Origin of the sequence: Brevundimonas alba (assembly GCF_011927945.1) — a bacterium.
Lineage (GTDB): Bacteria > Pseudomonadota > Alphaproteobacteria > Caulobacterales > Caulobacteraceae > Brevundimonas > Brevundimonas alba.
This window is the reverse complement of sequence record NZ_JAATJM010000002.1, coordinates 468,328-480,508: the sequence shown is the minus strand read 5'-3', so window position 1 is coordinate 480,508 and position 12,181 is coordinate 468,328. Positions and strand designations below refer to the sequence as shown.

Here is a 12,181-nt window from a genome sequence, read left to right as displayed (position 1 = left end):
GGCGTCACCCGCCGTCCGGTGCACAGGGTTTATTGGGCGCCGTCGCCGCGCCGGGAACCGCGGCGACGATCCTCGCTCTGACGCCGCCCGCCGTTCATCATCATCAGTTCCAGCCGAATCTCGGTCAGCCGCTGCTCCAGACATCCGAGCGCGACGACAATGATCGAGACGGCCAGTGCTGACGCCTCGAAGGCCAGGGTCACGTACGGCAGGGCGATGTCGGCGACCTCGCTGTAGATCAGGGTGATCAACACCACGGTGACCATGACCCCGAAACCGCTGAGACCGACGCGGAGCAGCGGTGACTTCATCGGCGCGTGCTGGTTGATCCGGCTGCCCGGTTTGCGGCGGTCGCGGCCGCGACGATCGGGTGAGCCCCGACGGTCGGTCAGGATCGTCTCCTTCTCGTGCCGGTCCGCCAGCACTTCCGCTTCGATGGCCATCATTTCCTCCCGCTGATGAGCCTGTGTGTCATGCCGCCGCCGGCCGCACGCCGGGGAGACCCCGTTCGGCGCGCAGGACGTAGCGGATCTGATAGGCGAGCAGACGCCAGTTCAGCGGCTTCTGCACGAAGGACGTCGCGCCGAGATGGAAGCAGCGGTCGATCGCCTCGACATCCTCGCGGCCGGTCTGAACGATGACCGTTGTGTCTTTGAGTTTCGGATCGGCGCGAATACGCGAAAGCGTCTCGAAGCCGTCGAGGCCGGGCATTTCCAGATCGAGCAGAACCAGATCGTAGCGGCCGCCAGCAAGCATCCGCAGCGCCTCGGCCCCGTCCTGCGCCAGATCGACCTGCGTCGTCGGCGCCGCAAGGTTCACCTGCGCGAAGGCGCGGAGGATCGGATCGTCGTCGACGAACAGAATCCGCGCCTCGTCCTCCAGGACGTAAAAGAAACCACTCACCGGGACCTCCAATGGAGAGTTCGTCCGGAACCCCCGCCATGTCCCCCGACACCTGCCCTTGTTAAGCCGGGAGTCATTAAGGGACAGTATAGGTTGAGAGTTTTCCGGGTTTCGGGTGATGTGGTTGGTGGCTGACACGTCCCGCAGAAAAGGCGGCTCAATACGCCGCAAACTGGTCGGCCTGGTGCTCGCCGCCCTGGCCACGACCTGCGTCGTCACGGCCCCCCTGATGGGCTGGACCGATGCGCGCCGCCAGACGGCCCTGGAGACTGACCGGCTGACCCAGACGGCCAAGGTGATCGGCTCGCTGGCGTCCGGATCGGTTCGGGAAGGGCAGCCGGGAGAAGCCTTCAACGCCCTGCGCGCCATCGCCCAGATGCCGACTGTGACCTACGGCCGGATCGAGACCGCGGACGGCCGCCTGCTGGCCGAGACCGGCGGCGGGGTGCGGCTGACGTCGGACGCCAAGGTGACATACGGCGAGCACCCCTCCGTCTGGTCCGTGCTGACGACCGGCACCCTGCACGTCACGGCGCCCGTGGTCAGTCAGGGCGAAACGGTCGGACAGATCACCCTTCTGGCCAAGACGCCGGGCCTCAGGGACCGTGTCCTGGGGTCCGTGCTCGTGGCGCTTCTGGGTTCGGTTATCGCGGCCCTCGCCGGCTTGCTGATCGCCCTGCGGCTGGCGCGGCGGATCAGTGAGCCGATCGTGCGGCTCGCGGCCTTCGCCAACGACGTGCGGGACGCGGAGGATTTCTCGGCCGATCCCGACGTGCAGGCGGATGGCGAGGTCGGGGATCTGGTCGAGGGGCTCAAGGCCATGCTGGGCGGGCTGCGGGAGCGCGACGCGCGCATCGCCGATCACGTCGCCGGGCTGGAGACACAGGTGGCGGAGCGCACGTCGGAGCTGAACGTCGCCAAGCTGGCGGCCGAGTCGGCCAACGCCGCCAAGTCCGACTTCCTCGCGGTGATGAGCCACGAAATCCGCACGCCGATGAACGGCATTCTCGCGCTGAGCGAACTGCTGGCCAACTCGGACCTGACGGCCCGGCAGCGGCGGCAGGCGCATGTGATCGCCAAGTCGGGCCAGTCGCTGATCTCGATCATCAACGACATCCTCGACTTCTCGAAGATCGAGGCGGGCAAGCTGGAGCTGGAACTGCTCGACGTCGATCTGTCGGAACTGGCCGAGGACGTGGCCACCCTGTTCGCCGAGCGGGCGGCCGAGAAGTCGCTGGATATCGCCGTCTATGTCGATCCCCGCATCAGCGCGGTCCGGGCCGACCCGACGCGGCTGCGGCAGGTGATCAGCAATCTGGTCAATAACGCGATCAAATTCACCGAGACGGGCGGGGTCCTGATCCGCATCGAGCCGGCGGGCGAAGGCGAGATCGCGTTCAGCATCGTCGATACCGGCCCCGGCATTCCCGCGGACAAGCTGCCCAAGCTGTTCGAGGCCTTCTCTCAGGCGGACCAGAGCACGACGCGCAAACACGGCGGCACGGGGCTGGGGCTCGCCATCTGCGACCGGCTGGTGCGGACCATGGGCGGCGAGTGGAAGTTGGCGAGCACGGAAGGCGTGGGATCGAGCTTCGGCTTCGTTGCGCCGATGCAGGCTGCCGGAGACGCGCCCGCCCTGCCCGCCTTCGCGCCGGACTGGGGTATCGCCATCGGCGGACCGGGAGCCCAGACGGCGGAGGCGATCCGGCTCTATGCGGACGCGCTCGGCGTGGCGATCGCTGAGCCGGGTCGGGCGAGCGCGACTCTCGTCTCGACGGGCGCGCAGGGCGTTGTGCTGTCGGTCGCCGGAATGGCGAGCGACGGCGAGGGCTGGGTCCTCCCTGTCCCGCTGCGCCGGGCCGAACTGATCCAGGCGCTGACGCGGATGCTGGCCGGCGAGGCGCCGGTGCAGACCGGGCCCGCTCACGTGGCCGGAACGATGGTGCGCTTCCCCGGCGCGCGGGTGCTGGTGGTCGACGATTCGGAGGTCAACCGCGAGGTGGCGGCGCAGGCGCTGGAGCAGCTCGGCGTGGATGTCGCCTTCGCTGAGGACGGTCTGCAGGCGGTCGAGGCGCTGCGGCGGGAGACGTTCGACGTTGTGCTGATGGACGGCTCCATGCCCGTTCTCGACGGGTTCGAGGCGACGGTGCGTATCCGCGAGGAAGAGCGGGCGGAGGGTCGGCCGCGGGCGGTGATCCTGGCCCTGACGGCGCATGTGATCGGCACCGCGGCCGACGCATGGCGCGCGGCCGACATGGATGGCGTGATCCACAAACCCTTCACCCTGAAGGACCTGACGCACCCGCTGCGCGAGCACTGCCCGCAGTATATGACGACGGCCGACGAGGTGAGCGAGGCCATTGCAGACGGGGTCGTGGGCGCGACGCCTGTGCAGGCAAAGGCGGCTGCGGACGATCTGTTCGACCCCGCCGTCGCCGCCGATCTCGAGCGCATGGCCGCGACCGGCAAGGCGGACTTCGTGATGCGCGTGAAGGCGCTCTACGAAGAGCATGCTCCGCAACGGCTGGCGGAGCTTTCCGAGGCCTGGAACACCGGAAACGCGGACGACGTCGCCCGCGCCGCACATGCCCTGAAGTCGATGAGCCTGAGCCTCGGCGCGCGCGCCGTGGCGGAAGCGGCGAGCGCCATCGAGGCGTCCGCCCGGGCCGGCGCCCTCGTCCCCGGCGCGCCGGAGCAGCTGGGCTCGCTGCTGCTGCGCACCATCAGCGCCTTGCGGGAACCGCAATCAGAGGCGGCCCCGGCCGAAAACACTGTCGACGCCGGGGAAGACCTGCGCGCCGCGATCGCCGGCGGCGAACTCGATCTCGTATATCAGCCGATGATGGACCGCACCGGCGAGTTCGCGGGCAAGGTGGAAGCCCTGATCCGCTGGACGACCGCATCGGGCGAGATCAAGCGGCCCGACGTCTTCGTCCCCGAGCTGGAGGGCGCGGGCGTCATCGAGATCCTGACCGACTTCGTGCTGGATCGGGCGATGCAGGTAGTGGGCCAACGGCCCGATGTCCGGCTATCGATCAACGCGTCCGCCGGCGAGTTCCAGAAGCCGGAGTTCGCCGACCGGGTCCGCGCGGCCGGCGCCCGGAATGGCTTCCCGCTGGACCGTCTCGAGGTCGAGGTGACGGAGACCGCCATCCTCGACATCGAACAGGCGCGGCCGACGATCACGCGCTTGGCAGAGCTGGGGGTCGGGGTGGCGCTCGATGATTTCGGCGCAGGCTACACCAGTCTGCATGCGCTGCGTGAGCTGCGCTTCTCGACGCTCAAGATCGACCGCAGCTTCGTGGAGCGGTGCCTTGACGACACCGCCTCCGCCGCGATCATCCACGCGGTTATCTCCGTCGGGCGGTCGCTGGGCATGCAGATCGTGTGCGAAGGCGTCGAACATCACGATCAGGTCAAGTTCCTGCGAACCGCCGGCGTGCATATGATACAAGGCTATGTGTACAGCCGGCCGGTCAACTTCGACGACCTGCCCACGCCTGCTGTCCGCGCGGCTTGAGACCCCCCAGTTTGCTTGATTGATACGACGTCAGAACCGGTAACCCTTATGGCCAACATCGTAATCGTCGACGACGATCCCACCATTCAGCTGATAGCGGGCGAGCTGCTGAGCGCGGACGGGCATACCGTCGTGCACGCAGGGGACGGGGTCGAGGCGCTCAAGGTGCTGGAAGTCACGCGGGCGGATCTGGTCGTCCTGGACATGCTGATGCCCAATATGGACGGGCTGGAGACGATCATCGAACTGCGTCGGCGATATCCCTCTGTGAAGATCCTCGCCATCTCCTCCGGCGGCCGCGGCGGTGCAGACGACCTGCTGAAGACGGCGCGTTTGTTCGGGGCGGACGACAGCCTCGCCAAGCCGCTGAGCTTCTCCACATTCGGAGCTGCGGTGGCCCGTCTGCTCAGCCGCGACACCCGCGTCGACAGCCCCTTCGTGCAGCAGGGCTGACCCCGCTCCCGGAACAGTGTCGGGTTCCGGACGTTGAAACAGCCTCGAAAGTGAGGCTTCCGATGAACAAGATCATTCCCGCCGCGGCCGCCCTGATCGTCGCGCTGTCGGCTCCCCAGATTGCGCTGGCGCAGGACCATGGCCGCGGGCACGGCGGAGACCATGCCAAGGACGACCATGGCGGTGGCCGACAGGCTGCGCGGAACGAGGATCGCGGACCCGACCGCTCTGGTGGCGGCGGAAACGGTCGCGGCCGCGGACACGACGACAACGGCGCGCGCGGACGCGGCGGCGAGGCTCGCGCGGTCATCGCCCCGGTCGCGCGGGTGGAAGCCCGCGTCGCTGAACGGCGCAACGACGACCGCAGACGCGATGACCATAGACGCGAGGACCGCGGCCCGGTTCGCATCGAGCGGGAGGTCGTAAGGACCGTCGATCGCCGCGATGACCGCAGCCCAATCACCGTGTTCCGGATCGAGCCGGACCGGGGACTGGTCACCGGCTGCCCGCCGGGGCTGGCCAAAAAGGGCAACGGTTGCTTGCCGCCGGGACAAGCGCGTCAGATCGCCCGCGCCCGCTACGACTACCTCTGGGCCCGGCGCAATACCGACGAACAATACCGCTATGACGACGGCTACCTGTACCGGGTCGACCGTGGCGGCTCGGTGATGGGGTGGCTGCCCGTGCTGGGCGGCGCCCTGGCCCCCGGCGCGGTATGGCCGACCCAGTATTCGTATCAGCCGGTCCCGCAGTACTACACCAGCTATTACGGGCTGAATGACCCCTACGACTACCGCTACGCCAATGGAGCGCTGTACGGAGTCGATCCGCGAACGCAGGCGATCACGCAGGTCGTCGCCCTTCTGACGGGCCAGCCGATCAACGTGGGTCAGCAGATGCCCGCCGGCTATGACGTCTACAACGTGCCCTATGCCTATCGGGACCAGTACGTCGACACCGCGGACAGCTGGTACCGGTACAACGACGGCTACGTCTATCAGGTCGATCCGACCACCCAGCTGGTCCAGGCGGCCATCCAGCTGCTGACCTGATCCCACGGCAGGAGACACCGATATGCGGACCATCATGCGCCGGGCGCTGACGCCCCTCGCCGTTATCCTGCTGGCCGCCTGTGGCGGCGAGGAAAAAGCCGCCGGAGACGCGACTGCGGAAACGCAGCCCTCCGACCGCACGCTCGCAGCGACGTTGCAGAATGCGGACGGCTACGGCGCCCTCGGCGCGGCGGTCAGGAACGCCGGCCTGACCAGCGTGCTGGACGGGGTCGGCCCCTATACCGTGTTCGCGCCAGCCGACGCCGCCTTCACTGCGGCCGGAACGGGCGACTTCACCGACCCGTCGCTACGCGCGCAGAGCGCAGCCCTGCTTCGCGCCCATATCGTTCCGGGGGCGCTGACCCGGCGTGACATCGCGGCTGCGATCGAGCGCGACGCGGATGGAAGCGTGCAGATGCGGTCGATGGCCAATACCCTGCTGACCTTCACCCGCGACGGCGAAGCCATCACGGTCGCGTCGGAAAGCGGCGCCCGCGCACGACTGACCGGCGCGGAGAATGTAGCGACCAACGGTGTCCTGCAGCCCGTCGACGCCCTGCTTGTCCGACCCGACGCGAGCTGATCGGCGGACGGCTCTTAGCGGTCGCGAAACGGCGATCTTGCACTGCAGCATGGAAGAGGATCATAAAGGGCTGGCCGGGGCCGGAGGCCAACGATGTTCGACTCGCTACGCTGCGCCTGGAAGGGTCACATGTTCGTCGACAGCCGCAGTCAGCCGGGTACGCAGGTCTGCGTCCGCTGCCGGCAGCGGCGGCCCTTTGAAGGGCTGGAGCCGCCGCGGCCGTCGAGATCAGAGCGCCCCTAGAAGCCGTTCCAGGCCGCCGCCGGGTCGTGCACGGTAAGGAAGACATCGTCGACAGGAGCCATGGGTCCGCGCGGCGCTTCCAGCAAAGCTTCCGGAATGAAGGCGGGAGCCGCGGGCGCGGTCAGGTCCAGGACATCGCCGTTGCCGAAGCGGATTTGCTCGATGCCGAAGAGGGTGTCGACGCCGTCACGGCCCGCGACCGTATCCGTGACCACGTAGTGCCCGTTGACGGCCTGAACCGTATATTCTCCCATCAGGCCGGAGAAGACCGCCGTATCGAAACCACCAGCGCCGGTAAGCGTGTCGTTTCCGCCCAGACCGATCAGGGTGTCGGCGCCGCCGCTGCCTGTCATGGCGTTGTCCAGACCGTTGCCCGTGCCGGTGAAGGTCGAGGATGCGCTACCGTTGAGCAGGTTCTCGATGTTCGCCTGGAGCGTATAGGTCGACAGGGTGGTCTGGACGGTGTCGGTACCCTCTCCCGCCAGTTCGACCAGAACATCGCCCGCGACGGACACGAGATAGCGATCGTCGCCGAGGCCGCCACGTAGCTGGTTGGCTGCGCCCGCGCCCCCGACGAGGGTGTCATTACCTCCCATGCCAAGGAGAGTGTCGGCGCCCGTTCCGCCGGTGATGGTATTGTTGTCCGAGCTGCCGGTTCCGGTGAACGAGCCCGCGCCCGTATAGGTCAGCCCCTCGAAATTGGTCTTTAGCGTGTAGGCCGAGAGCGTCGTTTCGACGGTGTCGGTCCCCTCGCCGGCGAACTCGACCAGGCTGTCGCCGGCGACCGATACGACGAAGCGGTCATCACCGGTCCCGCCCTGCATCTGGTTGGCCAGACCCGAGCCGCCGATCAGGATGTCGTCTCCGGCCTGTCCCAATAGCAGGTCCGTGCCGAGGCCACCCGACAGGAAGTTGCTGGCCTGGTCGCCGATGAGCGTGTCGTTGAAGGCCGTTCCGATCAGACCTTCCATGTTGACGAGGGTGTCGACACCGCCCTGTCCGTCGTTGTTCGTGCCATTGACCCTCAGGGTCAGGCCCGAGGTCCCGGCGCTGTAATCGGCGATATCAAGCACAACGTCGAACTGCGCTCCTTCGCCGTCGAAGCTGTCATTGCCGGCGCCCCCGATCATGACATCCGCGCCCTCGCCGCCCCTGAGGATGTCGTCGCCGTCGGCGCCGACCAGGGTGTCGTTCCCGGCTCCACCGGTGATGTTGTCATTACCCTCGGCGCCGAACAGCATGTCTTCGCCGTCATTGCCGCTCAGGATGTCGTTGCCCGCGAGGCCATAGATCACATCGTTGGACAGACCGCCGACGATAAAGTTATCCGCGCTGTTGCCCGTGCCGGTGAAGGATCCGACCCCGGTGAAGCGAAGGTTCTCGAAATTGGTCTTGAGCGTGTAGGTCTGCACGGTCGTTTCGACGGTATCGACGCCTTCGTTGGCGTTTTCGATCAGAGAGTCGCCCGCCACCGACACGCGATAGGTGTCGTCGCCGAGACCGCCCTGCATCTGGTTGGCTGCGCCCGTCCCGCCGACGAGGATGTCATTGCCGGCGAGACCGACAAGCACATCCGTCCCCAGACCGCCCGTGAGGATGTTGCCAAGGCTGTCGCCGATCAGAACATCGTTGAAGGCCGAGCCGACCACGACCTGAATGTTCACGAAGGTGTCGACCCCGCCGTCGCCGTCGTTCGAGGCCTGCTGGTTGGTCAGATTGACGTAGGTCCCCGCCGCGGCCAGCGAATAGTTGGCCGTATTGCTGGACCCCGTACCGCCGTCGAAATAGTCGTTGCCGGCGCCGCCATAGAACTGGTCCGAGCCGAGGCCGCCGTACAGGGAGTCGTCACCGGCCTCGCCGTACAGGCTGTCGACCAGATCGCCGCCGACGATGATGTTGGCCGTCGCATTGCCGTGCCCCGTGAAGGCGCCCGACCCGGTGTAGCGCAGCCGCTCGACGTTGGCCGCCAGGGTGAGGGTGGAAAGCGCCGTTTGGACCTCGTCGATCCCCTGCCCCGCGAACTCGGTCACCGTGTCGCCGACCGCCGAGACGATGTAGGTGTCGTCGCCCATGCCGCCCTGGAGCGCGTTGGCGGCTCCGGTCCCGCCGTCCAGATAGTCGTTGCCGTCCAGGCCGATCAGATAGTCACTGCCGAGGCCGCCGATGAGACGGTTGTTGGACGCCTCTCCGATCAGCACGTCGTTGAACGCCGTGCCGAACAGGTTCTCGATGCCGGACAGGGTATCCACACCGCCCATGCCATTGCTGCTGGCCACGCCGTCGTTGAGATCGACGTGCACCGCCTGGCCTGCCGCCGAGTAGTTGACCGTGTCGACTCCCGAGCCGCCCGACAGCACGTTGTCGCCGGCGCCGCCGATCAGGATGTCATTGCCGGCGCCGCCAGACAGATCGTCGTTGCCCGAACCGGTCGTCAGGATATCCGCGCCGACATCGCCCAAGGCCACGATGCGATTGATGGCGGCGGAGGCATTCAGGGTGTCGTTCCCATCTCCCCCGTCGAAATCGATCTGGCCCGTCAGGGACGTACCCGAGAGGTTGCCGATCGTCAGGACATCATCGGTCGAGTAGCTGGTTTCCGACACGCCCTGCACCGTCTGCGTCGGCAGCGGCGGGCTGTGGGTGAAGTTGAAGCTGATGGATTCCACCCCCCGGGTCGTCACCACCCGGGTGGCAGGCACCGGAGGCGCGGACCCGTAGGGGTCGAAGGTCTGGTCGATGGTGAACAGGGCGTCGGCGCCGGCCGCCGTCAGGGTGTAGCTCGGCAGCGCCGTGATGCCCGTCTGGCTGCGGAAGGTCTGCAGAATGTCCCCGAAGACGTTCACGTGATCTGCGTCGGCCCCGCCGTCGATCACGTCCGCGCCGTCGCCATCGCCGGCGCTCGCGAAGCCCATGCCCGTGCGATAGGTGAATACGTCCTGGCCTTCGAGGCCGAAGAGCGTGTCATCGCCGCGCAGGCCGTCGATCAGGTCATCGCCCGCGGATCCGCTGATGGTTTCGGCTGCGTTGGTTCCGGTATAGGTCGGCATCGGACGTACTCCAGGCCTCTGGGCCGCGGCGAGGCCTGCGGCGTGCTGATGCCCGCCATTGAACACCCTGGCCCACGCGATGCAACTTTCGTTAACCTGGCTGCCGGAGTTCGCCTGCTACGTGTTGTATCACCCGGCTCAACCTCCCCGGCGGAACCATGCCCGCCCACCGCGGCCCGAGTCAGGCTGCGGCTCGCCTAGACCAGCCGGCTCTGCTCCACGGCGGCCTCGATGAAGCCGGCGAACAGGGGATGGGGGGCGAACGGACGGCTCTTCAATTCCGGGTGATACTGCACGCCGATGAACCATGGATGGTCTTCGCGCTCGACTGTTTCAGGCAGGACGCCGTCGGGAGACAGACCGGCGAAGGTCAGGCCGCCCTTCTGCTCGATGGCCTCGCGATAGTTGATGTTGACCTCGTAGCGGTGGCGATGGCGCTCGCTGATGCTCGACGAGCCATACATCTGCGCGATCTTCGAACCCGGCTTGAGGGTCGAGTCATAGGCGCCGAGGCGCATGGTGCCGCCCATGTCGCCGCCCTGCTGGCGCAGGACGCGCTGGTTGCCCTGGGTCCATTCGGTCATCAGGCCGACGACCGGCTCCGACGTGGGCCCGAACTCCGTCGAGGACGCCTTCGGGAAGCCGGCGAGATTTCGCGCCGCCTCGATCACGGCCATCTGCATGCCGAAGCAGATGCCGAAATAGGGGATCTTGCGCTCGCGGGCGAAGCGGGCCGCCTCGATCTTGCCCTCGGAGCCCCGCTCGCCGAAGCCGCCGGGGACGAGAATGGCATGGGCCGACTGCAGGCGGGCATCGCAGGCCTCGCGGTCGCCCTCGAAGGTCTCGGCCTCGACCCAGTCGATGTTGACCTTGACGTTATTGGCGACGCCGCCGTGATGCAGCGCCTCGATCAGGGATTTGTAGGCGTCCTTGAGGACCGTGTATTTTCCGACCACGGCCACGGTGACCTCGCCGTCGGGCTGCAGGCGGCGACGGGCGATCTCCTGCCACATCGACAGGTCGGGCGACGGCGCGTCGGTGATGCCGAAGTGAGCCAGAACCTCTGCGTCGAGACCCTCGCGGTGATAGTCGAGCGGCACGGCGTAGATGTCGCTGGAGTCCATCGCCTGGATGACGCCGCTTTCACGGACGTTGCAGAACAGGCCGATCTTGCGCTTTTCCTCGGGCGGGATCGGGAATTCGCAGCGGCAAAGCAGGATGTCGGGCTGGATGCCGATCGAGCGCAACTCCTTGACCGAGTGCTGCGTGGGTTTGGTCTTCATCTCGCCGGCGGTCTTGATGAAGGGCAGCAGGGTCAGGTGGACGAAGCAGGACTGCCCACGCGGCAGGTCCTGTCCCAACTGGCGGATGGCCTCGAAGAACGGCAGGCCCTCGATGTCGCCGACGGTGCCGCCGATCTCGACCAGCACGAAGTCCACATCCTCGCCGTCATCGGTCAGGGCGGGCGTCAGGCAGAAGGATTTGATCTGGTCCGTGACGTGCGGAATGACCTGAACCGTAGCGCCCAGATAGTCGCCCCGCCGCTCCTTTTCGAGGATGGTCGAATAGATGCGGCCGGTGGTGATGTTGTCCGACTTCGCGGCCGACACGCCGGTGAAGCGCTCGTAGTGGCCGAGATCGAGATCGGTCTCGGCCCCGTCGTCGGTCACGAAGACCTCGCCGTGCTGATACGGGCTCATCGTGCCCGGATCGACGTTCAGATAGGGGTCGAGCTTACGCAGCCGAACCTTGTAGCCGCGCGCCTGAAGCAGCGCGCCGAGAGCGGCGGAGGCGAGGCCTTTTCCCAATGAGGAAACCACGCCGCCGGTGATGAACACGTAACGGGCCATGGGAGATCACTCTACCGCTGATTCGAGCGGCGTAATGCGGAGACTATGAGGGCGGGAGAGGAAGGCGGGGATAAGGTCCCCGCCCATCCTTATTGCGCCGGAGCGGGCTGGGCGGGAGCCGGAGCCGGCTGGGCCGCGGGCGCCGAGCTGAGGAAGTCGTCCAGGGACGGGCCTTCCTGCTGGGCCGGAGCCGGAGCTGTGGCCGGATCGGCCGCCGGAGCCGCGCCGCCGGTGGTCGCCGGGGCTGCCAGTTCGCCGATGGCCTCGCGGTCGACGATCGACTGGCTCGCCCGGCCGATGTTGCCGACGATGGTCAGGCCGATGGCGCAGGCGAAGAAGGCGCCAGCCAGCCACCAGGTGGTGACGGTCAGCAGGTTGCCGGCTCCGCGCGCCGTCATGAAGCCCGACGGGCCGCCGCCCATGCCGAGCGCGCCGCCTTCAGAGCGCTGGATCAGGATCACGCCGGCGAGCGCGACCGAGATGAGGATCATAGCGACGAGGAGAATGGTCTGGAGCATGGCAGCCGATAT

9 protein-coding genes are annotated in these 12,181 nt (G+C 67.2%); 4 read left to right on the top strand and 5 right to left on the bottom strand.

Going from position 1 to position 12,181, the window contains the following annotated elements; genetic code table 11:
- Positions 1–29: 29 nt before the first annotated feature.
- Complete coding sequence (locus tag GGQ87_RS12825) at positions 30–443, bottom strand: hypothetical protein (protein ID WP_168048377.1); 414 nt, start codon at positions 441–443, stop codon at positions 30–32.
- A gap of 28 nt (positions 444–471) precedes the next feature.
- Positions 472–903, bottom strand: coding sequence for a response regulator (locus GGQ87_RS15480; protein WP_168048375.1), 432 nt, complete (start codon positions 901–903; stop codon positions 472–474).
- Between the two features lie 127 nt (positions 904–1,030).
- Here GGQ87_RS15480 and GGQ87_RS12815 point away from each other — a divergent pair, with 127 nt between their 5' ends.
- From GGQ87_RS12815 to GGQ87_RS12800, 4 genes are all read left to right on the top strand, one after another.
- Positions 1,031–4,423: an EAL domain-containing protein gene (locus tag GGQ87_RS12815; protein ID WP_168048373.1), complete on the top strand. Its 3,393-nt coding sequence runs from the start codon at positions 1,031–1,033 to the stop codon at positions 4,421–4,423.
- A gap of 48 nt (positions 4,424–4,471) precedes the next feature.
- The gene (locus tag GGQ87_RS12810) at positions 4,472–4,876 is read left to right on the top strand and encodes a response regulator transcription factor (RefSeq protein ID WP_168048371.1); all 405 of its coding nucleotides are present in this window, start codon (positions 4,472–4,474) and stop codon (positions 4,874–4,876) included.
- Between the two features lie 62 nt (positions 4,877–4,938).
- Positions 4,939–5,928 carry a hypothetical protein gene (locus GGQ87_RS12805; RefSeq protein WP_168048369.1) on the top strand — a complete coding sequence of 330 codons (990 nt, stop codon included), beginning with the start codon at positions 4,939–4,941 and terminating at the stop codon, positions 5,926–5,928.
- Between the two features lie 22 nt (positions 5,929–5,950).
- Positions 5,951–6,511, top strand: coding sequence for a fasciclin domain-containing protein (locus GGQ87_RS12800; protein ID WP_168048367.1), 561 nt, complete (start codon positions 5,951–5,953; stop codon positions 6,509–6,511).
- 239 nt (positions 6,512–6,750) lie between these two features.
- Here GGQ87_RS12800 and GGQ87_RS12795 read toward each other — a convergent pair whose 3' ends face one another.
- The 3 genes from GGQ87_RS12795 to secG all read right to left on the bottom strand — a co-directional run bounded on the left by GGQ87_RS12795 (position 6,751) and on the right by secG (position 12,169).
- A complete protein-coding gene (locus tag GGQ87_RS12795; protein ID WP_168048365.1) occupies positions 6,751–9,801 on the bottom strand; it encodes a calcium-binding protein in 3,051 nt (1,016 codons plus the stop codon).
- Positions 9,802–9,998: 197 nt separating this feature from the next.
- The gene (locus GGQ87_RS12790; protein ID WP_168048363.1) at positions 9,999–11,651 is read right to left on the bottom strand and encodes a CTP synthase; all 1,653 of its coding nucleotides are present in this window, start codon (positions 11,649–11,651) and stop codon (positions 9,999–10,001) included.
- Between the two features lie 89 nt (positions 11,652–11,740).
- Entirely contained in the window at positions 11,741–12,169 is a 429-nt protein-coding gene (gene secG / locus GGQ87_RS12785; RefSeq protein ID WP_168048362.1) for a preprotein translocase subunit SecG, read from the bottom strand.
- Positions 12,170–12,181: the final 12 nt, after the last annotated feature.

Excerpts from the sequence above, each read along its gene's own strand:
- GGQ87_RS12825 (WP_168048377.1), bottom strand. The coding sequence starts at position 443 with ATGGCCATCGAAGCGGAAGTGCTGGCGGACCGGCACGAGAAGGAGACG.
- GGQ87_RS12795 (WP_168048365.1), bottom strand. The coding sequence starts at position 9,801 with ATGCCGACCTATACCGGAACCAACGCAGCCGAAACCATCAGCGGATCC.
- GGQ87_RS12805 (WP_168048369.1), top strand. The coding sequence starts at position 4,939 with ATGAACAAGATCATTCCCGCCGCGGCCGCCCTGATCGTCGCGCTGTCG.
- GGQ87_RS12800 (WP_168048367.1), top strand. The coding sequence starts at position 5,951 with ATGCGGACCATCATGCGCCGGGCGCTGACGCCCCTCGCCGTTATCCTG.
- GGQ87_RS12790 (WP_168048363.1), bottom strand. The coding sequence starts at position 11,651 with ATGGCCCGTTACGTGTTCATCACCGGCGGCGTGGTTTCCTCATTGGGA.
- GGQ87_RS12810 (WP_168048371.1), top strand. The coding sequence starts at position 4,472 with ATGGCCAACATCGTAATCGTCGACGACGATCCCACCATTCAGCTGATA.
- secG (WP_168048362.1), bottom strand. The coding sequence starts at position 12,169 with ATGCTCCAGACCATTCTCCTCGTCGCTATGATCCTCATCTCGGTCGCG.